22 protein-coding genes and 1 pseudogene are annotated in these 26943 nt (G+C 61.3%); 14 read left to right on the top strand and 9 right to left on the bottom strand.

Annotated elements, in window-relative coordinates; translation table 11 throughout:
- Positions 1 to 18: 18 nt before the first annotated feature.
- Positions 19 to 1026: an aldo/keto reductase gene (locus C4J87_RS13060; protein WP_124367129.1), complete on the bottom strand. Its 1008-nt coding sequence runs from the start codon at positions 1024 to 1026 to the stop codon at positions 19 to 21.
- Positions 1027 to 1107: 81 nt separating this feature from the next.
- The gene (locus tag C4J87_RS13055; RefSeq protein WP_124367128.1) at positions 1108 to 2010 is read right to left on the bottom strand and encodes a LysR family transcriptional regulator; all 903 of its coding nucleotides are present in this window, start codon (positions 2008 to 2010) and stop codon (positions 1108 to 1110) included.
- 99 nt (positions 2011 to 2109) lie between these two features.
- Between C4J87_RS13055 and C4J87_RS13050 the strand changes: the two genes are divergently transcribed.
- Positions 2110 to 2814, top strand: coding sequence for an SDR family oxidoreductase (locus C4J87_RS13050; protein WP_124367127.1), 705 nt, complete (start codon positions 2110 to 2112; stop codon positions 2812 to 2814).
- A 21-nt stretch (positions 2815 to 2835) separates the two neighbouring features.
- On the opposite strand, the gene C4J87_RS13045 is transcribed toward C4J87_RS13050, so the two are convergent.
- Positions 2836 to 4146 carry an MFS transporter gene (locus tag C4J87_RS13045; RefSeq protein ID WP_124367126.1) on the bottom strand — a complete coding sequence of 437 codons (1311 nt, stop codon included), beginning with the start codon at positions 4144 to 4146 and terminating at the stop codon, positions 2836 to 2838.
- Positions 4147 to 4307: 161 nt separating this feature from the next.
- Between C4J87_RS13045 and C4J87_RS13040 the strand changes: the two genes are divergently transcribed.
- The 3 genes and pseudogenes from C4J87_RS13040 (at position 4308) to C4J87_RS13030 (ending at position 7399) form a co-directional block, all read left to right on the top strand.
- Positions 4308 to 5408 (top strand): sugar diacid recognition domain-containing protein, encoded by a 1101-nt coding sequence (locus C4J87_RS13040; RefSeq protein ID WP_124367125.1) that lies wholly within the window; start codon positions 4308 to 4310, stop codon positions 5406 to 5408.
- Between the two features lie 97 nt (positions 5409 to 5505).
- The gene (locus C4J87_RS13035; protein ID WP_124367124.1) at positions 5506 to 6648 is read left to right on the top strand and encodes a glycerate kinase; all 1143 of its coding nucleotides are present in this window, start codon (positions 5506 to 5508) and stop codon (positions 6646 to 6648) included.
- Between the two features lie 242 nt (positions 6649 to 6890).
- Positions 6891 to 7399, top strand: a pseudogene (locus tag C4J87_RS13030) (GNAT family N-acetyltransferase).
- Here the strand turns inward: C4J87_RS13030 and C4J87_RS13025 are convergent.
- Positions 7396 to 8088: an aspartate/glutamate racemase family protein gene (locus C4J87_RS13025; RefSeq protein ID WP_124367123.1), complete on the bottom strand. Its 693-nt coding sequence runs from the start codon at positions 8086 to 8088 to the stop codon at positions 7396 to 7398. The pseudogene C4J87_RS13030 and the gene C4J87_RS13025 sit on opposite strands and share 4 nt — an antisense overlap.
- A gap of 255 nt (positions 8089 to 8343) precedes the next feature.
- On the opposite strand from C4J87_RS13025, the gene C4J87_RS13020 reads away from it, so the two are divergent.
- The 5 genes from C4J87_RS13020 to C4J87_RS13000 all read left to right on the top strand — a co-directional run bounded on the left by C4J87_RS13020 (position 8344) and on the right by C4J87_RS13000 (position 13783).
- On the top strand, positions 8344 to 10566 hold the full coding sequence (locus C4J87_RS13020; protein WP_124367122.1) for a cytochrome P450: 2223 nt from the start codon (positions 8344 to 8346) through the stop codon (positions 10564 to 10566).
- Positions 10563 to 11360 carry a trans-aconitate 2-methyltransferase gene (locus C4J87_RS13015; protein ID WP_124367121.1) on the top strand — a complete coding sequence of 266 codons (798 nt, stop codon included), beginning with the start codon at positions 10563 to 10565 and terminating at the stop codon, positions 11358 to 11360. Before C4J87_RS13020 ends, C4J87_RS13015 begins: the two co-directional genes overlap by 4 nt.
- Positions 11361 to 11400: 40 nt before the next feature.
- A complete protein-coding gene (idi, locus tag C4J87_RS13010; protein ID WP_124367120.1) occupies positions 11401 to 11943 on the top strand; it encodes an isopentenyl-diphosphate Delta-isomerase in 543 nt (180 codons plus the stop codon).
- A 112-nt stretch (positions 11944 to 12055) separates the two neighbouring features.
- Positions 12056 to 12550 (top strand): hypothetical protein, encoded by a 495-nt coding sequence (locus C4J87_RS13005; RefSeq protein WP_124367119.1) that lies wholly within the window; start codon positions 12056 to 12058, stop codon positions 12548 to 12550.
- Positions 12551 to 13111: 561 nt separating this feature from the next.
- Positions 13112 to 13783, top strand: coding sequence for a DUF3313 domain-containing protein (locus C4J87_RS13000; protein WP_124367118.1), 672 nt, complete (start codon positions 13112 to 13114; stop codon positions 13781 to 13783).
- Positions 13784 to 13837: 54 nt separating this feature from the next.
- Here the strand turns inward: C4J87_RS13000 and C4J87_RS12995 are convergent, their stop codons facing one another.
- Complete coding sequence (locus C4J87_RS12995) at positions 13838 to 15232, bottom strand: DUF1254 domain-containing protein (RefSeq protein WP_124367117.1); 1395 nt, start codon at positions 15230 to 15232, stop codon at positions 13838 to 13840.
- 107 nt (positions 15233 to 15339) lie between these two features.
- Entirely contained in the window at positions 15340 to 15696 is a 357-nt protein-coding gene (locus tag C4J87_RS12990) for a response regulator (protein ID WP_124367116.1), read from the bottom strand.
- Between the two features lie 236 nt (positions 15697 to 15932).
- Between C4J87_RS12990 and C4J87_RS12985 the strand changes: the two genes are divergently transcribed.
- The 5 genes from C4J87_RS12985 to C4J87_RS12965 all read left to right on the top strand — a co-directional run bounded on the left by C4J87_RS12985 (position 15933) and on the right by C4J87_RS12965 (position 22500).
- Positions 15933 to 19430, top strand: coding sequence for a response regulator (locus C4J87_RS12985; RefSeq protein ID WP_124367115.1), 3498 nt, complete (start codon positions 15933 to 15935; stop codon positions 19428 to 19430).
- Positions 19431 to 20261 carry a protein-glutamate O-methyltransferase CheR gene (locus C4J87_RS12980; RefSeq protein ID WP_372237478.1) on the top strand — a complete coding sequence of 277 codons (831 nt, stop codon included), beginning with the start codon at positions 19431 to 19433 and terminating at the stop codon, positions 20259 to 20261. It abuts the gene before it with no gap.
- On the top strand, positions 20258 to 20857 hold the full coding sequence (locus C4J87_RS12975; protein WP_124367114.1) for a chemotaxis protein CheB: 600 nt from the start codon (positions 20258 to 20260) through the stop codon (positions 20855 to 20857). Before C4J87_RS12980 ends, C4J87_RS12975 begins: the two co-directional genes overlap by 4 nt.
- Complete coding sequence (locus tag C4J87_RS12970; protein ID WP_124367113.1) at positions 20851 to 22044, top strand: hybrid sensor histidine kinase/response regulator; 1194 nt, start codon at positions 20851 to 20853, stop codon at positions 22042 to 22044. The genes C4J87_RS12975 and C4J87_RS12970 overlap by 7 nt, the downstream gene beginning before the upstream one ends.
- A 78-nt stretch (positions 22045 to 22122) precedes the next feature.
- Positions 22123 to 22500: a response regulator gene (locus C4J87_RS12965; protein ID WP_124367112.1), complete on the top strand. Its 378-nt coding sequence runs from the start codon at positions 22123 to 22125 to the stop codon at positions 22498 to 22500.
- A 25-nt stretch (positions 22501 to 22525) separates the two neighbouring features.
- Here C4J87_RS12965 and C4J87_RS12960 read toward each other — a convergent pair whose 3' ends face one another.
- The 3 genes from C4J87_RS12960 to C4J87_RS12950 form a co-directional block, all read right to left on the bottom strand.
- Entirely contained in the window at positions 22526 to 24196 is a 1671-nt protein-coding gene (locus tag C4J87_RS12960) for an ATP-binding protein (protein ID WP_124367111.1), read from the bottom strand.
- Between the two features lie 2 nt (positions 24197 to 24198).
- Positions 24199 to 25695: an ATPase domain-containing protein gene (locus tag C4J87_RS12955; RefSeq protein ID WP_124367110.1), complete on the bottom strand. Its 1497-nt coding sequence runs from the start codon at positions 25693 to 25695 to the stop codon at positions 24199 to 24201.
- Between the two features lie 143 nt (positions 25696 to 25838).
- Positions 25839 to 26897 (bottom strand): HEAT repeat domain-containing protein, encoded by a 1059-nt coding sequence (locus C4J87_RS12950; RefSeq protein ID WP_124367109.1) that lies wholly within the window; start codon positions 26895 to 26897, stop codon positions 25839 to 25841.
- Positions 26898 to 26943: the final 46 nt, after the last annotated feature.

Below are 26943 nucleotides of genomic sequence, written 5' to 3'. Positions count from 1 at the left end.
GAGAACGCGTCATCGCAACTAACGCGTCACTCGGCCCGACACGAAATGCCCGACGTCATTGAAGCCCGGCGTGGACGAATGCCCCGGCGTCACCAGTGAGTCGACAAACGCCTCATCCTGCGCCGTGATCTCTACCGCTAATGCCCCGGTATATGCATCCCACTGCGCCTCGGTGCGCGGGCCGACAATCGCCGAACTCACTGCCGCGTTGTTCAGCACCCAGGCAATCGCGAACTCAACCATCCCCACGCCACGGCCCTGGGTGTATTGCTGGATTTGCTGGGCGATGCGCAGCGATTCCACGCGCCATTCGGTTTCCAGGATGCGTTTGTCCTGGCGTGCCGCGCGGCTGCCCGGTTCAGGCGCCAGGTCGGGGGCGTACTTACCGCTGAGCACGCCACGCGCCAATGGGCTGTAGGGCACCACGCCCAGTCCATAGGCAGCCGCGGCGGTGATCTGCTCGACCTCGGCCTGGCGATTGACGATGTTGTACAACGGCTGACTGATGATGGGCCTGTCAACGCCAAGGCGCTCGGCCACGCGGATGACCTCGGCAATACGCCAGCCACGGTAGTTGGATAACCCCCAGTAGCGCACTTTGCCTTGGCGAATCAGGTCGCCGATCGCCGATACCGTGACTTCCAGCGGCGTGTCCTGGTCCTCGCGGTGCAGGTAGTAGATGTCCAGGTAATCGATGTCCAAGCGCGCCAGGCTGGCCTCCAACGCGTTGAACAGGCGTTTGCGGCTCAGCCCATTGCGGTTGGGCACACCATCCGCCGGGCCGAAACCGACCTTCGACGCCACCACCCAGTCCTGGCGGTTGCGCGCGATGGCCTCGCCGACGATCTCCTCGGAGCGCCCGCCGGTGTAGACGTCGGCGGTGTCGATAAAGTTGATGCCTTGATCCCAGGCCTTATCGATGATGCGCAACGAGTCTTCGGTGCTGGTCTGTTCGCCAAACATCATAGTGCCCAGTGTCAGTGCGCTGACCTTCAACCCGGACTGGCCCAACGTGCGGTAAATCATGCAAAGCTCCTCATGGCAGGCAAACGTGGGTAATGCAATACCAGACACCAACGCTCTGGAACAAGCCCTGTGTGTGTTTCTTCACGCGCTCAGCAACGTCTGGCAGCGCACCTGTAGAAAACGCTGCAGCACTTTCACCCGTTCCGATACCTGCAGGCGATGGGGGCACATCAGGTTGAAGGGCGCAGGTTCGCCTTGCCATCCATCAAACAATGCCACCAGCCGGCCGGCGGCAAGGTCGCCCACTACATCCAGCCGGGCTTTATAGGCGATGCCGTGGCCGGCCAGCGCCCAACGGCGCACGACCTCGCCGTCGTCGCTGAGAAAGTCGCCGCTGACCTCGACCTCTTCCACTTGCGTGCCCTGGCGAAAGCGCCAGGTCTTGCTGACTTGACCTTGGCGCATGTAACGCAACGCGCTGTGCCCTGACAGTTGCGTTGGATGTTGCGGTGCGCCATGGCTCGCCAGGTAGGCCGGGCTTGCACAGGCAACGCGATGGTGGTCGGGGACGATGGGCAGGGCGACCAGGCTGGAGTCCTGCGGCACGCCAAAACGCAGGGCGATGTCGACGGTTTCGCGAAACAGATCGGCGTTGCTGTCGTTGAGCATCAGTTGCAGACGGATGTTCGGGTGTTCGGCCTTGAAGGCGTCCAGCCAACCCAGCACCACATTGCGCCCGAAATCCGACGGTGCCGCCACTTGCAGCAAACCGGTCAGGCCCTGGCTTTGCTGCTTGAGCGCCTGTTCACCCTCGCTCAATGCGGCCAGCGCAACGCGTACGCTGTCCAGATAGCGCCGGCCTTCCTCGGTCAGCCGCATGCTGCGGGTGGAACGGGCGAACAAGCGCAGGCCCAGGCGGGTTTCCAGGCGTTTGAGGGCGATACTGGCCGCTGCCGGGGTCAGGCCAAGCCCGCGTGCCGCAGCAGACAGGCTGCCCGCATCGGCGGTGCGCACGAACACTTCAAGGTCCAGGATCGAGCTCATTTGTAAAATTCCTTTAAAGATCTTGTCGTTTTACCGGGATTTTTCTCCGATTACCAAGCGTGGAAGATGAACGCTCACTTCCTCAACCGGACATTTCCCATGACAACGTCTCTTCGCGGCAAAACCATTATCGTGATCGGCGGCAGCAGCGGCATCGGTGCAGCCGTCGCCAAAGCGGCGGCCGAGCGGGGTGCGCAGGTAGTGGTGGCGGGGCGCCGCTTGACCTCGGCGCAGCACGACGGCATGCGCAGCGAGCCGGTGGATGTCAGCGACAGCGCGTCATTGCAACGCCTGTTCGAACGCGTCGGGCGCTTCGATCATCTGGTCTACACCTCGGGCCCTTCGGTCAAGGCCAAAACCCTGGTCGACACCGACCTGGACGAAGCCCAGGCCAACTTCAATGTGAAACTCTGGGGCGCGTTGCGTGCGATTCAACAGGCACTGCCGTTTCTGCATGAGCACGGCAGCATCAGCCTGACCTCCGGCCAGTTGGGGCGCAAATTGGTTGCGGGACAGTTCATCAAGGTCGGCATCAATGCCGCCACCGAAGCGCTGGGCAAGCAGCTGGCCAAGGAACTGGCGCCGCGCCGCGTCAACGTGATCAGCCCCGGCGTGATCGATACGCCGGCGTACGCCGGGCTTGGCGAAGAGCAGCGTCTGGCGATGTTTGCCAAGGCGGGTGGGGCCTTGCCGGTTGGGCGCGTCGGGCAGGCGCAGGAAGTGGCGGCAGGGTATGTGCTGGCCATGGAGAACGGCTTCATGACCGGCGCCGTGATCGATATCAACGGCGGCGGTTTGCTGTAACAGCGTCCAGTGTGGGGCGCTTTACGCCTTCAAGGTGCGTGTCATACGCAACGCCAACACACTGCCGGCGACGATGACCGCCGCCAGCAAGTACAGCGCCACATCCGTGGACCCCGTCGCATCCTTCACGAACCCGACGATGTAGGGGCTGAGAAACCCGGCCATCTGGCCCATGGAATTGATCAAGGCCAGTCCGCCAGCCGCTGCGCCCGCGCTGAGCATGGCGGTGGGCACCGGCCAGAACATCGGCAGGCCGGTGAGGGCGCCCATGGTGGCGATGGTCAGGCCGAGAATGGCGATCGCCGGGGTGGCAGCGAAATTCACCGCGATCACCAGGCCAATCGCGCCCATCAGCATCGGCACCACCAAATGCCAACGACGTTCCTTGCGCAAGTCTGCGGAGCGGCCCACCAGCAACATGAATACTGCGGCCAGCAGGTACGGGATCGCACTGAGCCAGCCGATCACCAAGTTATCGCTGAACCCCAGGTTCTTGATGATCGATGGCAGCCAGAAGTTGATCGCGTAGACGCCGCTCTGGATGCAGAAGTAGATCAGGCCGAACGCCCAGATCGCCGGGTTCTTGAACACCTCGGCCAGGGAGTCAGTGCTGGTTTTCGGTTTGTTCGCAAGATCGGTGGCCTGGTCGGCTTCCAGTACCGCGCGTTCGTGGGGCTTGAGCCACTTGGCGTGGGCGAAGCTGTCGCTGAGCAGGAAGTAGGCGAGGGCGCCGAGGATCACGGTGGGAATGCCTTGCAACAGGAACATCCACTGCCAACCGGCGAGGCCGCCTTGACCTGCCGCAAAGTGGTTGAGAATCCAGCCGGAGAACGGGCTGCCGAGCAGGCCGGAGACCGGAATCGCGGACATGAACAGCGCCATGATCCGGCCCCGGCGAAACGTCGGAAACCACTGCGAGAGGTACAGCACCACACCGGGAAAGAACCCCGCCTCGGCGGCGCCAGTGAACAGGCGCAAGGTGTAGAAATGCGTCGGGGTGGTCACGAACAGCAGGCAGGTGGACAAGGTGCCCCACACGATCATCATCAGCGCTATCCAGCGCCTTGGCCCGAACCGGGTCAGCGCCAGGTTGCTCGGCACGCCACACAGCACGTAGCCGATAAAGAAGATCCCGGCACCCAGGCCGTACACGGTTTCACTGAATTTCAACGCGTCGAGCATCTGCAACTTGGCAAAGCCAACGTTCACCCGGTCAAGGTAGTTGAACAGGTAGCAGATAAAGATGAAGGGAATCAGGCGCAGGGTAACGCGCTTGTAGATGGCGTTTTTATCGTCATCGGTGGCCAGTGCTGCTGCGGCGCTCTGTGACATGGCGAGTCTCTCTTTATTATGATTTTTAGCGATGCGAGGGTAACGTTGATCGCCCAGACAGTCTCGGCGACGCGATGGGCAACTGTCTTTGTGCTTGCGCACAGCCAGGCCCGCTTTGCGCTGTGCCGGTGACCAACCCGCTTTGGAAGGAAAATTGCCCCATGTTCGAGCTGGATCATGAGCTGGCACAGGATATCGTCGATCGCACCATGGCGATCCTGCCCTACAACGTCAACGTTATGGACAACCAGGGCCTGATCCTCGGCAGCGGCGAACCGGAACGCATCAACACCCGACATGAAGGCGCCCAACTGGTGCTGGCGAACGGGCGCGTGGTGGAAATCGATGGGCAGACCGCCAAGCACCTCAAGGGTGTGCTGCCTGGCATCAACTTGCCGCTGATGCATGATCAGCGCTTGATCGGTGTGCTGGGTATCACCGGTGAACCGCAAGGCCTGCGCACCTACGCCGAACTGGTGCGCATGACCGCCGAGATGCTGGTCAGCCACCGGCACCAGCAGGCCGAGCAGCAGTGGCGGCGCCAGCGCTGTGATGACCTGCTGGCATTGCTGCTGGCCGATACCGGTGACTCGCCGCGCCTGGTCGACGAAGCGCTACAATTGGGCCTCAAGCCGCAACTGGCGCGTACGCCTTACCTGTTCGAACTGGGCGCGGGGCAGTCGGCCGAAGCCTTGAGTGCCTGGCTGACGTCGCGTTATCCGGACAGTTGGTGCGTCAGTTCAGCGCCGTTGTCGCTGTTGTGGTGTCGACCCGCGTCAGTGCAGATCGATAACCCGCGCCTGCTGGAAAAGCTCGACGGCCTGGGCTGGGCTGTCCTGCGGGTCGCCGTAGGCGGGCAGGCGCAGGATTTGGCCGGGTTGCGCCGGTGCTATCGCCGTGTCAGTGATTTGCTGGCCTACGGTCGCGATATCCTGCCGCATTCGCGCCTGTTGATCCTCAACCGCTATCGTCTGCCGGTCATGCTCTGGCGCCATCGTAACGACGATGCCCTGGATGAATTGCTCAACCCGCTGCGCAAAGTCCTCGCCAAGGACAACAATGGTCAACTGCTGGCCACGCTGCGCGCATGGTGCGACCACGACGGACAAAGCCAGGCCTGTGCCGATGCCCTGGGGATTCACCGCAATAGCCTGCGCTACCGCATGGAACGGATTGCCGAACTGAGCGGCGTCGACCCGCTGACTCTGGATGGCATGCTTGCGCTGTACCTGGGCGTGCAACTGTTGCCCCAGGCTTTGTAAAAATGAACAACAAACCTCAGCCGCACTTGTGCATTGGACCGGCGTCATTGGCGGTGCCAACTGGCAGCATGGGCGTTATAAAAACCGGAGAACGCCCATGAAAATCATCATCGCCCCTGACTCGTTCAAGGACAGCCTGAGTGCCGAAGGGGTCGCCCAGGCGATTGCGCAAGGGTTGGCTCAGGTCTGGCCTGACGCACAGCTGGTGCAATGCCCGATGGCGGACGGCGGTGAGGGGACGGTCGAAGCAGTGCTCGCCGCGTGTAACGGCCAATTGCGCAGCCAGGCCGTGCGCGGGCCAATGGGCGATACGGTGCAGGCGCATTGGGGCTGGTTGGCCGACAGCCACACTGCGATCATCGAAATGGCTGAGGCCAGTGGCCTTCAGTTGGTCGCACCGGGCCAGCGCGATGCCTGCGCCAGCAGCACGTATGGCACCGGCGAGCTGATTCGCGCCGCGCTCGACCTGGGCGCCCGGCGCATTATCCTGGCGATCGGCGGCAGTGCTACCAACGATGGCGGCGCAGGCGCGATGCAAGCGCTCGGCGTGCAGTTGCTCGACGCCCAGGACCAGCCCTTGGCACCCGGTGGCTTGGCGTTGAGCGGCCTGGCGCGTATCAGCCTGGAAAACCTCGACCCACGCCTGGCGCGGGTCTGCTTCGAAATCGCGGCGGATGTGAACAACCCGCTGTGCGGTCCCCATGGCGCCTCGGCGATTTTCGGCCCGCAAAAGGGCGCCAACCCCGAACAGGTGCAGCAGTTGGATGCCGCCCTTGGTCATTTTGCCGACCACTGCGCCAGGGTGCTGGCCCAGGACGTGCGTGACGAACCCGGCAGCGGCGCGGCAGGCGGCTTGGGGTTCGCCGCCAAGGCATTCCTCGGCGCGCAATTTCGCGCCGGCGTTGAAGTGGTGGCCGATCTGGTTGGCCTCGACGCCGTGGTGCGTGGCGCCGACCTGGTCATCACCGGCGAAGGCCGCTTCGACGCCCAGACCCTGCGCGGGAAAACCCCGTTTGGCGTGGCGCGTATTGCCCGGCAACACAATGTCCCGGTGATCGTGATCGCCGGAACCCTGGGCGATGGCTACGAGCAGATGTACGCCCACGGCGTGGATGCCGCCTTTGCGCTGCCCTCGGGGCCGATGAGTCTTGCCCAGGCATGCAGCGAGGCGCCGCACTTGTTGCGTGAGCGAGCCTCGGATATTGCGCGGGTGTGGCGCCTGGCACGGCCTGTCGTTTAGGCTCGGGAGCCGAAGTCGCTCTAACTGACGCCACGCGTTCCAAATGTGGGAGGGGGCTTGCCCCCGATGGCGGCCTGACAGCCAACCAGAATGCCGGATCAGAGGCATCCCTGCCGTTTACCCCCCCCCAAAAAATCACTATCGAATTGCGGCCAGCGTGTTTACCGTAGGCTGCTACAACGTCGCGTAGATGCCTATGCCCTACACTAGACGGCCACTTGTCTTTCAAAGGATGAAATACGATGCACACCCCCGAGCCCCATATCGTGATCCAGCGTTTCACCGAGGCCCATCTTGAGGGTGTCGCTGCGCTCTATAACGAACCGGCGGTATGCCGTCAGATGCTGCAAATGCCTTTTCAGTCAGTGGAAGCGTGGCGCAAGCGCCTGGTAATGGATAACGAACGCCGTTTGCAACTGGTGGCGGTGCACGGCGGCGAAGTGATTGGTCAATTGGGGTTGGAACAATACCTGCGCGTGCGCCAGGCGCATGTGGGGTCGCTCGGCATGGGGGTGGCGCCTGGCAGGGTAAGGGCGTGGGTTCGAAGTTGCTGGCGGCCGCGCTGGATGTGGCTGACAACTGGATGAACCTGCATCGCGTAGAACTCACGGTGTACGCCGACAACGAGGCGGCGCACAACCTGTACCGCAAATTCGGCTTCGAGGTCGAAGGCTGTTTGCGCGATTACGCCCTGCGTGACGGGGTGTTCGTCGACACCTTGAGCATGGCGCGCCTGCGCACGCCGGTTTAGTCCTCCAGTGCAAACGCCACCGCAGCCCGCGCATGCAGCTCGGTGGTGTCCAGCAGCGGCAGGTCGCAGTGCTCGGGCTTGATCAGCAGGCTGATTTCCGTACAGCCAAGAATCACCGCCTGGGCACCGCGCGCGGCCAGGGATTCGATCACCCGCTGGTAGACGGCGCGTGATTCGGCGCTGATCATCCCCACACACAACTCTTCATAGATGATCCGATGCACCGCCTTGCGTTCGTCCGCATCCGGCACCAGCACGGTCAGGCCCTGTGCGGCCAGGCGGGACTTGAGGAAGTCCTGTTCCATGGTGAATGCAGTGCCGAGCAATCCCACGGTCAAGGTGCCCGCCTGTACGGCGGCAGCGCCCGCCGCATCGGCGATATGCAGGAAGGGAATCGACACCGCCGCCTCGATACGCGGCGCCACCCGGTGCATGGTGTTGGTACACAGCACCACACACTCGGCGCCCCCGGCCTGCAAACGGCGCGCGGCGTCTTCCAGGATCAGCGCGGTATCGTCCCAGCGCCCGGCGTGCTGGGCCTGTTCCACCGGGCCGAAGTCCACGCTGTACATCAACACTTGCGCCGAACGCAGCGGGCCGAGCCGGTCGCGTACTTGCTGGTTGATGATGCGGTAATACTCGGCGCTGGACTCCCAGCTCATGCCGCCGATAAGGCCGATGGTGCGCATGCGATGCTCCGGGCAGGGAATGTGGATTCCACCATACTCACCGAAGGCGCATTAGTCATGTGCAGTTGCCGGCCAATCCACCAGTGCAGTTCATGCAATGTTGATGACCGGTCACTGCTTACGATGGCGATAGACCTTTTCCTACGCTCCAGAGCTGCCTTTACTAGGTGAATAGTCAGACTGTCCTCACACGCTGATGGGGTTGGTTTTCTGTAAGGTCGTTCTTACTGAAAGTTCATTCAAGAGGAGTTCATCATGGCACCGCCACACTGCGAGGACGACCCCGGCCCCAGCTACAGAGATCACCCAACGCCGCCCCTCATCATCCCCGAGATTCAGTTTCCTTTCGCCGGTCCGCCGCCACGCTCCGACAGCGAGCAGTTGCGCGCGCATGCCCTCGCCTGGGCGCAGCGATACGGCTTGATCGGCCGCCGTGGTGCGCATCGATTGAGTACCACGGCGCTGCTCGACCTGGGGCTGGCATTATGCGGCAGGGCGCCCACGGACCGGGCCGAGATCCTGGTGTGCTGGTACCTGTGGGCGCTCACGCTGGATGACCGTATCGACGATGGGCCCTGGGCGGAAAACGGAGCATTGGAAGGTTTCATCGCCTCGGTGCAGGCGCTGACCGAAAGCAGCGGCGCTGCTTCCTCAGGCCAAGGCAGCCGGTTCGAGGACCCGATGCTCGCCGTTCTGGTCGATGATCTTTGGCCGCGGACCCGGAGCTGGGGCGGCGAACGTTGGCGGGCCCGGCTGGTGCGACATCTGATCCAGCATTTGCGTGCGCAGGCAACGCTGGTGCGCGTGCGGGAAACCGACACGGCGCTCACATTGGCCGCCTATCTGCCGTTGCGCCGGGATTCGTTCGGCGCACTGTTCTTCTTTGATCTCATCGATGGGGCCGAAACGCTCGATCCGTATGCGTCCCCAGAGGATGTTCAAGCGTGGAGCACGATGCGAGAGCACGCTGCCGATATCATCGCCTGGACCAACGATATCCACTCGATTGCCAAGGATGTGGTGTGTGGTGAGCGCTTCAACCTGGTGTCGATACTCGCGACCTCTGCTGGTATGGACTGGCCCGCCGCAATCGAATCCGCCCATCAGATGATAAACACGGCAGTCGCGCAGTTCACGGCGGTTGCTGCCGAGCCGGCGCGCCACCCGCCGAGCGCGGCAACCGACCCGGACCGGCTGCGTCAGGTTGTGCGGGCGGCAGGCGACTGGCACCGCAGCGTCTCTCGTTATCTGCTGCATGCCGCCGACTCTGCGGCCCGGAACAATCAGCAAGTGGACCTGAAACTTATCCCTCCGACGCTCAAATCCCGGCAGTTCGAAATCGATCCATACCCGTTGTATGAGCAATTGCGTACCACGCTGCCGATCGCTTACGACGAGCCCACCGATGTGTGGCTGGTCAGCCGGCATGTGGACGTCAAAGCCGCCCTGACTCATCCGGGTGCAAGCAACAATAACTACAGTTGGCAGATCGGACCGCTGCTGGGCCACACCATCGTCACGATGGACGGATGTGAACACGCCCAGCACCGCGCATTGCTCAGCCCTGCGTTTCGTGGCAAGGCCCTCGCGGCGCTTGAAGCTTCCATCATCGCGGTGACCACAGACTTGCTGGCGCACATGCACGGTCGCCCCCAGGTTGACCTGATCGCCGATTTCACCGCTGCGCTGCCGGTACGGGTGATGGCGCATGCACTGGGGCTGCCGGCGCAAACCTGCGCAGAGGTGGAGCGGCTGAAGCGGTGGTGCGCCATCGGCTTCGCGTATATGGGCAACTATCGACAGGACCCGGCGCTGCTGACCGGTGGATTATCCAACCGAGACAGTTTCTACGACTTTATTCAGCCCCACATTGACGCTCGACGCGCCGAACCCACGGACGACTTGATCTCGCAGCTCCTGGCGGCACGGATTGACGGCCAGCCATTGTCCGAGACGTTCGTGCGCGCTTACTGCGCGATCCTGATGACGGCGGGTAGCGAAACCAGCCACGGCGCGCTGGCGAACCTGATTGTGAATCTGCTGAGCGAACCGGGCGTCAAAGACGCGGTGATCGCTGATCCAGAGCTGATGGATAACGCCCTCGCCGAAACCCTGCGGCGCAACCCGCCGTTGCAGCTCGTGCTCCGCGAAGCCCGTGAACCGCTGCAACTGCCTTCGGGCACGATTCCGGCTGGCGCAACAATGGCCTGCCTGATTGGTTCGGCCAACCGTGATCCGGACCATTTCAGCGACCCGGACACGTTTGATCTGTCGCGCAGCGAACAGGCTACCAGCCATTTCGCCTTCGGCGCAGGCCGCCACTTCTGCCTGGGGTCGATGCTGGCGCGGTTGGAAATCACTCTCGGCGCTCGCTTGCTGCTGCAGACCTTTCCAAACGTGCGCTGGGCTCCGGGTTTCAAGCCCATTGAGCGCGGTTTCCTCAATCGCTGCCCTGATCGACTGGAGGTCGTACTGTGACCCTTACCGTCAACCTCGACGAGCCCGGCTACACCAGCAGCTTTCTCGCTGACCAGCACGCTGGCCAACTGGCACGGCTGCGCACCCTGGAACGTGTCTTTGACCCGTTGAGCCAAGAGGTTTTTAATCAATTGGTGCTTGCCGACAACCCTGCCATCCTTGATCTAGGCGCCGGGGCCGGATCGCTCGCCGGCTGGCTGAGCCAGCGATATCCCCAAGCGAGCGTCACCGCCACGGATATCGACACCCGGTTCCTTACCGATATCCTCGGTATCCGGGTGCTTACCCACAATGCCGCGACCGATGATTTTCCTGTTGCCTCCTTTGACGTGGTACATGCCAGGGCGCTGCTGTGTCACCTCGGCGAGCGTGAGGACCTATTGACGCGAGCCATCACCTGGCTGCGCCCGGGAGGCTGGTTGGTGATCGAGGACGTGAGCCTGCAGCCGAGCCTGAGCGCCGCGAACCCGTTGTTCCGAAAAGTGGCCCAGGCCGGGATTACCCTGCTGGAGCAGACCGTTGGCTCCGACATGCTTTGGGCCGCTACGCTCCCGGATCGGTTGCGTGATCGAGGGCTTGCCAATTTAGGGCATCGCACCCTTGAAGGCCGTATCGGCGATAACAGCCCCGCCGACACCTTTTGGGCCGCAACCACGGCACAGGCCGGGCCAGCGTTGCTCAAACGTGGGCTACTCGAACAGGAAGACCTGGACGGCATGGCCCGGCTACGGGCCGATCCCGCGTTCACTGCCGCAGCGTTGACCCTGGTCAGCGCGTGGGGACAGGTTATCTAACAGGAGCAAGGCGCCGAGCCGGTCAGCGAAGGAACTATGAATGAACAATGATGTGGTGTTAGTAGACGCACACGATGTACCGATCGGCGTGTGTGGCAAACGCGATGCGCACCTGGGAGCGGGGCAGCTTCACCGTGCGTTTTCGGTACATTTGATCGACCGGCGCGGGCGTCATCTGCTTCAGCGTCGTGCCCCAGGGAAAATGCTCTGGTCAGGTTTCTGGTCGAATGCGTGCTGCAGCCATCCGGCGCCTGGCGAGACTGTCCTGGATGCCGCGTCTCGGCGCTTGCGCGAAGAGCTGGGCGTCCGGGCTTCCTGTGGGGCGCTATACAGCTTTGAGTACCATGCCCGCTTTGGGTCGATCGGCGCCGAGCACGAACTGTGTCATGTGCTGGTGGCTCGATCGGACGCTGTGGTTTCACCCGTTCCTGACGAAATCAGCGAAATCAGCTGGCTGACCCGTGCCGAAATATCAGCCCGGCTTGCTGAGCCGCACGCGTCATTTACGCCCTGGTTTCGACTGCAGTGGCGTCGCCTTCTACTGGAGCATCCTTCGTTCGATACACCGTTACCTCAGGCATGACCTGCTTGCCGCCGATTGCCGAACCAGGCGCAATCACCTTTAACCCGTACGCCTGGCACGCGCATCTGCGATGATCAGGCTTCGCAACCTGGCTCACCCAAGGAAATCCGCAATGGACGATGTACAGCAACTGGGCGAGATGCTTCGTCATTACGCCGAGAGCGAAGCGCAGAAAAAACAGCAATTCGAGCTGCAGTCGGCGCGTTGGGCGCAGAAGCTTGGCGAGTTGTTCGAGCAGATCGAACAGTGGCTGGAACCGGTCAAACGCGCCGGTTTGCTGGAGGTGCGTCAGGAAGCCTATGTCGCTAGCAGTCCGAGCGTGCCAGTGGAGGCATCGACCTTCAAGACCGAGAAGTTGAATGTGCTCATCACGGGTAAAAGCGTGGAGTTCGTGCCGGACGTGATGGGCGCGGACGGGTTTATTTCTATTGCGGTAATGGGCCTGACCGCCGCCCGCCACGGCAGCGTGTCGCTGGTGCTGCCGGCGGATAAAAATGATTGGCTCTGGAAGAAGACCAATGGCCTGAAAGACCCGGATACCTTCGGCTTCGACGCCAACTTCCTGGCTACGCAGTTGCAGAGCCTGATCCCCCGCGAACGCGGCTGAGCAATACTGGTCATGAGGGGCGAGGTGGCCGACGACTGCCTGACTGATGCTCCGCGAACTAAATGTGGGAGGGGGCTTGCCCCGATGGCGGCCTGACAGCCGACCAGGATGCTGGATCAGAGCGAGTACATATTCAGATCAAGAGCAGGATCAAGAGCGGCTCGCTTCGCATCGTGGTTACTTAGGCTGCTACGAAGTTGTGTAGATACCTATGGCCATCGGGGGCAAGCCTTAATGCCAGTCAGTTAAGGCTTTTTGTAGGAGCGAGCTTGCTCGCGAAGAACTCACAGGCACCGCGTTTATTCAGGAAGCGCGCGTTATCGTTGACGTTTTTCGCGAGCAAGCTCGCTCCTACAGACGGTGGTGTACGCTTAACTGACTGGCATTAGGGCAAGCCCCTCCCACATTAGGTCGCGGGGCGCCATTTAAGAGGCTTCAGCTCCCGAGCCGTCACCGACAACCTGTGGCTTCGCCCCCCATGGCCCGTGGCTAAAATAAGCAGCCCGTTTTCCCAAGATTGGCTATACCTAGAGCTCAATCTATCGATGGGGAGCTCCAACGATGAAACTCAGGCTAATGGTCAGCGCACTGTGCATCGCCTCGATCGGCATGGCGGGCTGCGCCAGCAAGGTCACGCAACCTGACGAATATTCGGGGTTTCTGTCGGACTACAGCCGACTCAAGGAAGCCAAGTCGCCCTCCGGAGCCGAAGTGATGCGCTGGGTCGATCCCACACTGGACCTGAACCGCTACAGCGCGGTGTACATCGAACCCACGCAGTTCTATCCCAAGCCTCAAGCCACCCCCCGGATTCCAGACAGCACCCTGCGCGGCATCAACGACTATTACAACCAGGCCCTCAAGCGTGAACTGGCCCGTTCAATGCCGTTGGCAAATGGCCCAGGCCCCAAGGTAATCGTCGTGCGCGCGGCGATTACGGCCGTCAGCAGTAAAACCGAAGGGCTCAAGCCTTACGAGTTCATTCCGGTTGCGTTTGTCGCGGCGGCGGTGAGTACCGGCACGGGGATTCGCGACCAGGAAACCACCTTGGGCACCGAGGCGCAGTTCCTTGATGGCGCCAACGGAAAAGTGATCGCCCAGGTGGTGCGCAAAGGCACAGGGGAGCCCTTGGCAAACGACACTCAGGTGATGAAGGCCGGTGATGTGAAAAGTGTCATCGATGGATGGGCATCCGACCTGCATCAGTCTTTTCTGAAGCTCAAACAGCAATGACGCATAAACGCGCGACGGGAGGCCACTGTGAGTCAACTCCCGCCGCGCGTGGTGTTACTTGAGCGGCGTCAACGGCGGCAACGTCCATTGACTGATTTCAGGCTTGGGCAGGTAAATACGCAGCACCGCGAAGAACGGCCCGGTGGGGGCGGGCAGCCAGTTGCTCTGTTCGGCCTTCGGTGGCTCATGATGCTGCAGCGCCAGGGTCAGGCCGCCGTCAGCGTCCCGCTTCAGCTCAGGCAGCATGCGTGAGTTGATCAGGTAACGTTTCTTGTGGTTGGGCACCAGCAACTTGGTCTTGGCGTCGTACATGGTCAGCGACCAGAACGCATCGGCGGGCGGCAGCTGGTCCTTGGCAAAGTGCACGGTATAGCTGCGGCGTGCGCCGTTGGCCGGCTTGCCTTCGCTGTCATCGAAGTAGGTGAAGTAAACAGCTTCGTCGGTAGAGTTGCCGAAGATGCCCAGATTGGCGCCGGCGTAACGGTACAGGTAATTGTTTTTCAGGCGGTCCCGGCTGCCGAACAACTCGCCGCTGGAGACTTGGTGAGTGTCGATCTTGTCTTTCTTGAAGGCGGCGAACTCGGCCTTGCCGTCGGCAATCCCATCCTCCAGCGCTTTACGCTGTTCGGCGGTCAGCTGGTTCAGCTTGAAGGGCGCGCCGGGGGCGATGCCGATGGTGGCAAAACGCGCCAGCAGGTCTTTCTCACTGTCCTGCGGCGCCGCAAAGGCCAGCATGAAGTTCAAGTAGCGGAACAACTGCGGGCTGTCGCTCATGTTCGCCATCGGCTTGGGCCACTCGATCTTCGGCACTTTGGCCGGGGCCGCTTGTTTCACGTAGCTGCTCAGCGGCTGCACTTTGTAGCCGCTCTGGATTTGCTTGACCTTGCTCAAGTCTTTTTCATCGAACAGCTGGGTGCGATACAGCGCATAGGCGATATTGCTTTCACTGTAAACCACGCGGTCGATGTCGACTGGCTGCTGACCCTTCCAGTCGGGCCCCGCGATCATGTAGTGACCGCCGTTGTTGCCGGTGCTGCGCGTGCCCAGGTAGGCAATGTTGTGGGTATAGAGGTCGATCAACTGCACCGAGTAGTAGCGGTTGTCTTCGACCTTGGGCAGGGTCAGCACCAGGGGTTCCTTGCGCAAATCCATCCAGACGAAGGAGTAGGGCGTGTCCGAGTTCGGGGTCACGAACGCGGTGTCCTTGGGGGTGAAAACCTGCGCGGTATTGCCGATGTGATTGAACGCGGCCTTGTAGTTGACACCGCCTTTATCAACGGCCTGGGTGTAGAGCGTCTTGTACATCTGCACCACAGGATAGCCGTACAAATAGGCTTCCTTGGCAATGGCCCGTGCTTCGGTCGGCGTCGCCGTGAAGTCGGCCCAGGCGCTGGTGCTCAGGACTATCGAGAGGCTCGCCAACACCAGGCGCGCAGGTTGTCCAATCATGTTGTTGCGTCCTTCCAGAGTTCGTTCGACTGACAGGGAAATGAAGGCGATGAGTTTCCTGTTTTATTTCCCGGACGTCACGTTAAAACCTGCAAAAGGACAAGGGATTACGCGGGCAACATCGATTTGACTTTATCGCGCAGTTGATCGATCGAGAATGGTTTGCCAATACTCCCCATACCGGCTGGCACGTCGATGCTATCGGCATAGCCGCTAGCGAGCAGGATGGGCAGGTCGGGGCGCAGTTCGCGCACCTTGACCGCCAGTTCCTTACCGTCCATACCCGGCAGGCCGACGTCGGTCATCATCAGGTGGATGACAGTGCCTTTGCCTTCGACGACCTTCAGCGCCTCTTCGGCATCGGCGGCCTCGAGTACCGTGAACTCCAACTCCTCAAGCACATCGACGATCAGCATGCGCACGATAGCGTCATCTTCGACAACAAGGATGGTGGAGTTAGACATAATAAGGCGTTCCCAAAAAAGACGAGGTTTTTACCAGCGGCCGTTCTGACCGGCCTGTTACTTGAGTAAGCGCAGGCTATCGACAAGTTCCGTCGGGCGGTAAAAACGATAGAAAAGACCAGGCAGAATAGCCTGTTCTATCGTAGGAATCTGTACCAAATCACTTCAGAAAAATGGTCTTGATCGTCACTTTGGGGCAAACTCGCGGTTTTTCCGCACTTGGCCAAGGCATGCCCATGACTCCCGCGTCGTCAGTTGATGAAAAGAGCTTCCGTAAACTCCTGAGCCGCAACGTGGCCCTGCCATTGGGCGTGGGTGTGCTCAGTGCGGTGTTTTTCGTTTTCCTGATCACTTACTTGCTGTCGGTGATTCAGTGGGTGGAGCACACCGACCGGGTCATCAACAACCTCAATGAGTCGTCCAAACTGACGGTCGACCTGGAAACCGGCATGCGCGGCTTCCTGATTACCGGTGACGAACATTTCCTCGACCCTTACGAGGTGGCCAAGCCGCGAATCATTGCCGACCTGCGCAATTTGCAGCAATTGGTGGCCGACAACCCGCAGCAGGTCGACCGCCTCAAGCGTCTTGAAGCGTTGCAGGCAGAGTGGAACAACTACGCGCAGTCGATGATTGAATTGCAGCGCGACAGCGGCGACTTCCGCGGTGCGGTGAAGGCGGGCCGGGGCAAGCGCCTGACCGATGAGATTCGCAAGGAGTACGACGACGCGGTGGCGATGGAGCAGCAGTTCCGTATCACCCGCAATGAAGAGGTCACCCGCACCACGGTGCTCAGCGTCACCCTGTACCTGGTGTTCGTACTCGGGCTCAGTGGGTTTCTGGCGTATGTCGGCCGAAAAAACCTGGTCGAACTTTCAAACAGTTACAGCGCAAGCCTCGCGTCACAAAAGAAGATCGCCAAGCGCCTGGAGCAGCAGGCCTGGCTGCGCAACGGCCAAACTGAACTGGCCGAACAGGTGCTCGGCCAGCTGACCCTGAACCTGTTGGGCCGCAATATCCTGCAGTTCTTTGCCCAATACATGGGCTCGGCCGTTGGAGCGTTGTATGTGCGCGAAGAACACGGCGGGCTCAAGCGCGTGGCCACCTACGGCTTCTCCCGCGAACAGGCGCAGCTGGAACAAGCGATCTACAGCGACGAAGGCATTGTGGGGCAAGCCGCCCAGCTCGATCGCCTGATCCGCCTGGACGACGTGCCGGTGGATTATTTCAAGGTCAGTTCGGGGCTGGGCGAGGGCGCGGCCCGCAGCGTACTGGTGGTGCCGACCAGCGATGACGACCGCGTCAATGGCGTGATCGAGCTGGGCTTCCTGCGCCCGCTGGAAGAACGCGATGTCGAATTGCTGGAGCTGATCGCGGGCAATATCGGTACGTCCATCGAAGCCGCGCGTTATCGCCAGCGTTTGCAGGAAGTACTCGCTGAAACCCAGCAGCTCAACGAAGAGCTGCAAGTGCAGCAGGAAGAACTCAAAACCGCCAACGAGGAGCTGGAAGAACAGTCACGCATCCTCAAGGAGTCCCAGGCGCACCTGGAAACCCAGCAAGCGGAGCTTGAGCAGACCAACGAACAGCTGGCCGAACAGACCCAGACCCTGGCTGACCAGCGCGATGCCATGGACCGCAAGAACATCGAACTCAACCGGGTGCAGCTGGAACTCGAAGACCGCGCCGATGAGCTGCAACGCTCCAGCAAGTACAAGTCCGAGTTCCTCGCCAACATGTCCCACGAGCTGCGCACGCCGCTGAACAGTTCGTTGATCCTGGCCAAGTTGCTGGCCGAGAACCCCCAGGAAAACCTCAGTGCCGAACAGGTCAAGTTTGCCGAGTCGATCTATTCGGCCGGCAATGACCTGCTCAACCTGATCAACGACATCCTGGATATTTCCAAGGTAGAAGCCGGCAAGTTGGAAGTGCGCCCGGAAAATTCCAGCGTCGAGCGTCTGGTGGATGGCCTGCGCGGCATGTTTGAGCCGCTGGCCAAGGATCGCCATCTGGGCTTTCAGATCGACCTGCAGGAAGGCGCACCGGCCTTGCTGTTCACCGATCGCCAACGCCTGGAGCAGATCCTCAAGAACCTGCTGTCCAACGCCATCAAGTTCACCGAGCAGGGCGACGTCAGCCTGACGGTGTCCCGTGCGCCGGGCGAGGGCATTGCCTTTACGGTGCGCGACTCGGGCATCGGTATCGCCCAGGATCAGCAGGAAAGCATCTTCGAAGCCTTCCGCCAGGCCGATGGCACCACCAATCGCCGTTACGGCGGTACCGGCCTGGGCCTGTCCATTTCCCGTGACCTGGCTAACTTGCTGGGCGGCTACATCAGCGTGGCCAGCGAGCCGGGCAAGGGCAGCATTTTCACGCTGGTATTGCCGGAACAGTATGTTGAACGCGCCGAAGACGCCGCGCCGATCGAGGCCCCGCGCCAGGCCGTAGCGGTACCGGCTCCCGCGCCCGTAAAGGTTGCGACGTTGCCAGTTGCCGATGCCGAGCCGATCCCGCGCTTTGCCGACGACCGTGACAAAGGGCCATTCACCACTCGCTGCATCCTGGTGGTGGAAGATGAGCCGAACTTTGCGCGCATCCTCTTCGACCTGGCCCATGAGCTTGGCTACAACTGCCTGGTGGCCCACGGTGCTGACGAAGGCTACAGCCTGGCCGAGGAATTCATCCCCGACGCGATCCTGCTCGACATGCGCCTGCCGGACCACTCCGGGCTGACGGTGCTGCAGCGTCTCAAGGCGCACGCCAATACCCGGCACATTCCGGTGCATGTGATTTCCGTGGAAGACCGCGTCGAAGCCGCCATGCACATGGGCGCCATCGGTTACGCGGTGAAGCCCACCACCCGTGAAGAGCTCAAGGACGTGTTCGCGCGCCTGGAAGCCAAGCTGACGCAAAAGGTCAAGCGCGTGCTGCTGGTCGAGGATGACGACCTGCAGCGCGACAGCATTGCCCGCTTGATCGGCGACGATGACATTGAAATCACCGATGTCGGCTACGCCCAGGCTGCACTGGACCTGCTGCGCACCAATGTCTACGACTGCATGATCATCGACCTCAAGCTGCCGGACATGCTTGGCAACGAGCTGCTCAAGCGCATGGCCACCGAGGATATCTGCTCGTTCCCGCCGGTGATCGTCTACACCGGGCGTAACCTGACCCGCGACGAAGAGGCCGAACTGCGCAAGTATTCGCGCTCGATCATCATCAAGGGCGCCCGTTCTCCGGAGCGCCTGCTCGATGAAGTCACACTCTTTCTGCACAAAGTCGAATCGCAGTTGTCCCATGACCGCCAGAAGATGCTCAAGACCGCGCGCAGCCGCGACAAGGTGTTCGAAGGGCGCAAGATCCTGCTGGTGGACGACGACGTGCGCAATATCTTTGCCCTGACCAGCGCCCTGGAGCACAAAGGCGCCGTGGTGGTGATCGGGCGCAACGGCCGCGAAGCCATCGACAAGCTCAATGAGGTCGAGGATATCGATCTGGTACTGATGGACGTGATGATGCCGGAGATGGACGGTTACGAAGCCACCGCCCTGATCCGCCAGGACCCGCGCTGGAAGAAGCTGCCGATCATCGCCGTGACGGCCAAGGCCATGAAGGACGACCAGGAGCGTTGCCTGGCGGCAGGTTCCAACGACTACCTGGCCAAACCGATTGATCTGGACCGGCTGTTTTCGTTGATTCGCGTATGGCTACCAAAGATGGAACGCATTTAAGTGGAGCGAAGTTTTTTGGACAAAAGCAGCGACATTGAGCTGCGCCTGTTGATCGAGGCGATTTACCTCAAGTACAGCTACGACTTTCGCGACTACTCCGGTGCGTCGGTCAAACGGCGGGTGGCCCACGCCTTGCGCCAGTTCGACTGCGCGACCATTTCCGCGCTGCAGGAGCGGGTGCTGCACGACCCGGCCGCGTTCATGCAGTTGCTGCAGTTCCTGACGATCCCCGTGAGCGAGATGTTTCGCGACCCCTCGCACTTTCTCGCGATTCGCCGGGAAGTGGTGCCGCTGCTCAAGACCTACCCGTCGATCAAGATCTGGATCGCCGGCTGCAGCACGGGCGAGGAGGTGTACTCCATGGCGATCCTGCTGCGCGAAGAAGGCTTGCTCGAGCGCACCATCATCTACGCCACCGACATCAACCCGGCATCGCTGGACAAAGCCAAGCAAGGCATCTTCTCCCTGGAGAACGTGCGCGCCTACACGGCCAATTACCAGCAGGCCGGCGGCCAACGCTCATTTGCCGACTACTACACCGCAGCTTACGATAACGCGATCTTCGACAAGACGCTGCGCGAGAACGTCACGTTCGCCGACCATAGCCTGGCGACCGACAGCGTATTCTCAGAAACTCAATTAATTTCATGCCGCAACGTGTTGATTTATTTCAACAAAAAGTTGCAAGACAGAGCGTTTGGGTTGTTTCATGAGTCGCTGTGCCATCGCGGCTTCCTGGTACTGGGCAGCAAGGAAACCCTGGATTTTTCCGCCTACAGCAAGCAATTCGAACCCTTGGTCAAACAGGAACGGATCTACCGCAAATTATGAGCGACGCTGCAATCTCCCCGATTATCGGGCTTGAAGCCATCGTCGTCGGCGCCTCCGCCGGCGGCGTGGAGGCGTTGCTGAGTATTTTTGGCCGGCTGCCGAATACGTTCGGCCTGCCGATCGTTGCCGTGCTGCACCTGCCGGATGAACGTCGCAGCCAGTTGGCGGAGGTCTTTGCGCGGCGCTTGCGCATTCCGGTCAAGGAGGCGCGGGACAAGGAGTCGATCGAGGCGGGCACCTTGTATTTCGCCGGCCCCGGCTATCATTTGTCGGTGGAACTCGACCGCAGCCTGTCCCTGAGCCAGGAAGACCGCGTGCACCATTCCCGGCCCGCCATCGATTTTCTCTTCGCCTCGGCCGCCGATGCCTACGGGCGAGGCCTGCTGGCGATCCTGCTGACCGGCGCCAACCAGGACGGCGCGCGCGGTCTGGCCCACGTCAAGCAATCGGGCGGCATCACCGTTGTACAGGACCCCGCTGAAGCCCGGATTGCCGTGATGCCCCTGGCGGCCCTGGCGTTGCACACACCCGACCATATTCTTTCCTTGAGCCAGATTGGCTCATTGCTGGCTTCCCTGGAACCTTCCCCATGTTAAGTACTGTCCAGGCCAAACTGCTGATCGTCGACGATCTGCCGGAAAACCTGCTGGCCCTCGAAGCGTTGATCAAGCGTGAAGACCGCCAGGTATTCAAGGCATTGAGTGCCGACGAGGCGTTGTCCCTGTTGCTGGAACATGAATTCGCCATGGCGATCCTCGACGTGCAGATGCCTGGCATGAACGGTTTCGAACTGGCCGAACTGATGCGCGGCACCGAAAAGACCAAAAACATCCCGATCGTGTTCGTCAGCGCCGCCGGCCGCGAACTCAATTACGCCTTCAAGGGCTATGAAAGCGGCGCGGTGGACTTCCTGCACAAACCGCTGGATATCCACGCGGTAAAGAGCAAGGTCAATGTATTCGTTGACCTGTATCGGCAGAGCAAGGCGATGAAGCTGCAGGTCGAAGCCCTGGAGCGCAGCCGCCGCGAGCAGGAGCTGCTGCTCACGCGCCTGCAGGCCACCCAGGCCGAGCTGGAGCAGGCCGTGCGCATGCGCGATGACTTCATGTCGATCGTCGCCCATGAAGTGCGCACGCCGCTCAACGGGCTGATCCTGGAAACCCAATTGCGCAAGATGCACCTGGCCCGCGACAACGCTGCGGCGTTCACCCTGGACAAGATGCACGCGATGGTCGACCGCGATGAGCGCCAGATCAAAAGCCTGATCCGCCTGATCGAGGACATGCTCGACGTGTCGCGCATCCGCACCGGCAAACTGTCCATACGCCCGGCGCGCTTTGACCTGGCGCAACTGGTGCGCAACCTGGTGCATAACTTCGAGCCGCAGGTCGCGGCCGCCGAATCGTCGATGCAGCTGGTTGCCGACGAGCCGGTGGAAGGCCTTTGGGATGAGTTCCGCATCGAGCAGGTGGTCACCAACCTGTTGACCAACGCCCTGCGCTACGGCGCCAAGAGCCCGGTCGAAGTGCGGGTTTACAGCGAACACGGCGAAGCGCGCGTGGAAGTGCGTGACCACGGCATTGGTATCAGTGAAGAGAACCAGAAGCGCATTTTTCAGCAGTTCGAGCGGGTTTCCGTCAACCATGCGGCGGCCGGCCTGGGCCTGGGACTGTTCATTTCCGAACAGATCGTCGCGGCCCACGGCGGGACCATTGAGGTCGAAAGCCAGATAGGCGAGGGCGCGCTGTTCCGGGTGTGCCTGCCGCTCCAGGCGACGGCATGAAATCAATCGTCACCTGGACGCAACCTCTACGTAACCCCATGGTCGTAACACCAGCAATTGACCGAACAAAGGCTTCCCATGAGTGAAGATGCGCAAGATGTCGTACTGATCGTCGAAGACGACGAATCCATTATGTTTGTGCTGGGTGAATACCTGGCGGGCCTGGGTTATCGGGTGTTGAAGGCGGTCAATGGAAAAGAGGCGTTTGAAATCCTCGCGACCAAACCGCACCTGGACCTGATGGTCACCGACTACCGCCTACCCGGCGGCATTTCCGGCGTGCAGATCGCCGAACCGGCGCTCAAGGTGCGCCCGGAGTTGAAAGTGATCTTTATCAGCGGTTATCCGCAGGAAATTCTCGACTGCGACAGCCCGATCACGCGCAACGCGCCGATCCTGGCCAAGCCGTTTGACCTGGATACGCTGCACGAGCATATCCAGCGCCTGTTGGCCTGACGTCTTCCAGGGCTGCCGTGCAGCCCTAGTCCCTGATCATCTCGCGTACCTTCTCGGTCAGCAGGTCGAACGTGAACGGCTTGGTGATCAGCTGCATGCCAGGGTCAAGAAACCCGCCACGCACCGCTGCATGTTCGGCATAACCGGTGATGAACAGTACTTTGAGGTCAGGGCGGATTTGTCGACCGATTTCCGCCAATTGCCGGCCGTTCATGCCAGGCAGGCCAACGTCGCTGATCAACAGGTCGATACGCTGATCGGATTCGATGATCGGTACCGCCGTGCTGGCGTCACCGGCTTCGACAAAGGCGTATCCCAATTCTTTGAGCACCGCGCTCACCAGCACCCGCACCGCCGGGTCGTCTTCAACGATCAGGACGGTCTCTCCGTCATTGGCGAACGGCAACAAGGCCGGATTCACTGCGGCATCCTCAACCATTTCCCCGACAAAGCGCGGCAGGAACAAACTGACGGTGGTGCCCTTGTCCACTTCGCTGTGCAGCGTGACATGCCCCCGGGATTGACGGGCAAACCCATAGATCATCGACAGCCCCAGGCCCGTGCCCTGGCCGATCGGCTTGGTGGTGAAGAAGGGGTCGAACACTCGGCCCATGACACTCTCTGGAATGCCGCAGCCGGTGTCACTGACACTCAACTCGACGTAGTCACCAGGGCTCAAGGTGCCATAGGCGGCCGTGAATACACTGTCGAGGTGACGGTTGGTGGTTTCCACGGTGAGGCTGCCGCCGCTGGGCATCGCGTCACGCGCATTGATCACCAGGTTGAGCAGGGCGCTTTCCAATTGATTCGGGTCGGCTTCGGCCGTCCACAGGGTGTCGCTCAGGCGCATTTGCAGGCAGATACTTTCATTGATACTGCGTTCCAGCAGTTCGCCCATGGAGGTCACCAGCTTATTGATCTCCACCGGTTTCGGGTCCAGCGACTGCCTGCGCGAAAACGCCAGCAGGCGATGGGTGAGGCCAGCGGCGCGGTTGGCCGAGGTGACGCCCAGGTCGATCAAACTGTCCAGATCGTCCAGCTTGCCCCGCGCCACACGCCGGCGCAGCAGTTCCAGGCTGCCGATGATGCCGGTCAGCATGTTGTTGAAGTCATGGGCGATACCACCGGTCAACTGGCCGACGGCTTCCATTTTCTGCGACTGGCGCAGGGCTTCTTCATTGCTGCGCAATTGCGCGGTACGTTCTTCCACTTGCTGTTCGAGGGTTTCCAGGGTGCGTTGCAGGCGCAGTTCACTGGCGCTCAGGTCGATCAAGCGGTCCCGGGCTTCGTATTGCCGGCGCCGCCCACGCAGGGCGGTACTGACCAGGCTGATCAGGGTCACGGGGTGGAAGGGGCGCTCAAGGAAAGTGACATTGCCCAGTAGCCCGCTCAGGTGCGACGAGCCATTTTGCTCGCTGCCGCCGTGATGGGTCATCAGCACAATGGGCAGGTCCGACCAGGCCGGCTGCTGGTGCAGGTACTCCAGTAGCGGCTCCATGTCCACGCCGCGCAAGGCTTCGGCGGCAATGATCAGCACGCCGGCGCCCTCGTGCAGTGCTTCGCACAAGTCGGCCAGGCTGCCGGCAACCAAGCCATGGTAGCCGGCCTCTTTGAGCATCATCAGCGCCAACGAGCTGTCGCGGCCCACAGGCGCAAGAATAATGGCCCGTTCAAAGACTGAGGAAAGGGGCGTCACACTTACTCTTCCTTGAGCAGAGGCGAGCCGGCGCCCATGTAGATCGGAATGCCGCGTAGCACACCCTGGAAATTATCCAGGGGTTCGCCAACGGTCATGCCGCGACCGCTGATGCGGTACTCGCGAATCGTCGACTCATGGCTACCGGTGCGTTTCTTGATCACCGAAATGGCCCGACGAACCTTGCCCAATGCCTCGAAGTAACGCAGCAGGATCACGGTATCGGCCAGGTAGGTGATATCCACGGGGGTCTGCATATCGCCGACCAGGCCATGCTGGGCCACGGTCATGAACGTTGCGGCACCGCGCCGGTTCAGGTACAGCAGCAGTTCGTGCATGTGCAGGATCAGCGCGTTCTCTTCCGGCATGGCCGCCTGGTAGCCGTTGATACTGTCGATGACCACGGTTTTGATGCCGCCTTCGTCCACGCAACGCCGTACTCGGTGGGAGAATTCCCCAGGAGACAGCTCGGCCGCGTCAACCTGTTCGATCAACAAGTTGCCGGTGGCCTGCATCGCAGCCAGATCGATACCCATGTTATGCATGCGCTCAAACAGCAAACCCATCTCTTCGTCAAAGATAAACAGCGCGGCCTTTTCGCCACGCTGTACGGCGGCGGCGGCGAAGACCATTGAAATCAGCGATTTGCCGGTGCCGGCCGGGCCCAGGATCAGGCTGCTGGAACCTGTTTCGACGCCGCCGCCCATCAGCGCATCGAGTTCGGGGATGCCGCTGCTCTTGGTCTGGCGTGTATACCCACCGCGATGTTCGGCGGCCACCAGGCGCGGGAACACATGTACACCGTCGCCCATGATGGTGAAATCATGAAAGCCGCCACGGTATTTCTGGCCGCGGTATTTCACTACCCGCACCCGGCGGCGTTCGGCACCGTAGCTGGGTGTCAGTTCTTCCAGGCGAATCACGCCATGGGCCACACTGTGAACGGTTTTGTCGAGGGATTCGGTGGTCAGGTCATCGAGCAGCAGTACCGTGGCGTCATACCGCACGAAATAATGCTTGATCGCCAGGATCTGCCGGCGATAGCGCAGGGAGCTCTGCGCCAACAGGCGGATCTCCGACAGGCTGTCGACCACTACGCGGGTCGGCTTGACCCGTTCCACCACCTCGAAAATCTGCCGCGTGGCTTCGCCCAGCTCAAGGTCCGAGGAGTACAGCAGGCTCTGCTGGTGCTCGGCGTTGAGCAGGCTTTCCGGCGGAGTCAATTCGAAGATATGGATGTTGTCGTCCAGGTCCCAACCATGGGACTTGGCGCCTTGGCGCAGCTCATGTTCGGTTTCGGACAAGGTGATATACAGCGATTTTTCACCGTCTTTCGCTCCCGCCTGCAGAAAGTGCAGCGCGACGGTGGTTTTACCCGTGCCCGGCTCGCCTTCCAGCAGGAACAAGTGGCTGCGCGATAGCCCCCCGGAAAGAATGTCATCAAGACCTTCGATACCAGTGGCTGCCTTTTCACTTAAAAGCGAATTAGATGTAGACAAGAAGTGCCCTCAGGTCACGTACAAGTTGGGTGCGCGCCGCTGTGGCGCGCCATATTCACTTGACCGTGTCGACCTGTGGCGGTTCAACGTTTTGGATTATTTGTGCGAAGCGCAGCCACTTTTGCACCTTTATTTGCGCGCGATCACAGGCCTTGCTGCAGCGCAGGGTCATCCGGGTTCTGTTGCTCAAGCTGTGCCAGCAGCACCTGGACATTCTGCAACTGGCCGCTCTCTTTCCAATAATTGACCAGCAACACCCGCGCTTTTCGATTGGCCGGGTGGCGCTGCACGATGTCTTCCAACTGGCGCTGGGCGGCTTCGAGTTCGTCCTGGTCGTGCAGCGTGGTAGCCAGGTCGTAGCGGTAGTCCTGATTGTCCGGTTCAAGCTCCACCGCCTTGGACAGGCCGAGCAAGGCATAGGGGCGCTCGCCATGGTGCAGCAGCCACATGCCCAGGGCGTGTTGCAGGTAAGCCGATTCCGGGTGCGCCGCCAATTGCTGCGCGAGCAGCTGGCGCGATTCGTCGGTTTTGCCCTGTTTATCCAGCAGCTCGATCTGCGCCACCACCGCTTGCAGGTTGTCCGGTTGCAGGCGCATGGCCTGCTGCAGGGCGTTTTGCGCCTCCGGCAGCAGGGCGCTGTGGATATACAGGCGCGCCAGTTGGATCCAGCCTTCGGCGGTTTCGGGCTGGGCCTTGAGGGTGTTGGCGAATTCGTCGAGCACTTGCTGCAGCGGGCCGAAGTACAGGCCCAGGGTGTCCGGCGACAGGCCGAGCAGGGCGTTGGCGGCGGCAAAGCGCACCGGCTGCTCGGGGTCATCCAGCACCGGGCCGAGCAGCAAGGTGCGCTGGCCGGAAGGCACCAGGCCGACAATGCTGTGGATCGCGGCTTCACGCACCAGGGGCGACTCATCGGCCAGGTCTTTGTCTGCCAGCTTCAACGCCTGGGGGCTGGGGTAGTTGGGCAATTCGGCATGCAGCGCGGCGCGGCGCTCAGGTGAAAGGTCCGGCCGCCCCAGCTGTTGATACAACACCCGCGCCGCGCCCGGCTCACCGTTGCGCGCCTGCTTCAAGGCTTTGGCATAACCATGGGCAATCGCCGGAGGCACGGCCACCGGTGTTGCGCGGGAGAAGAACCAGGTGATCAACAAAATCGACAACAGGGCGCACAGGCCGACGATGGCGTAACGGCGTGACTTTGACATGCAGGCGTCCGAAGGCAGGGTACAGGTACAAAGCCTCAAGCTTCGG

It is taken from the genome of Pseudomonas sp. R1-43-08 (genome assembly GCF_003852255.1).
Lineage (GTDB): Bacteria > Pseudomonadota > Gammaproteobacteria > Pseudomonadales > Pseudomonadaceae > Aquipseudomonas.
This window is presented reverse-complemented; position numbering and strand designations above follow the sequence as displayed.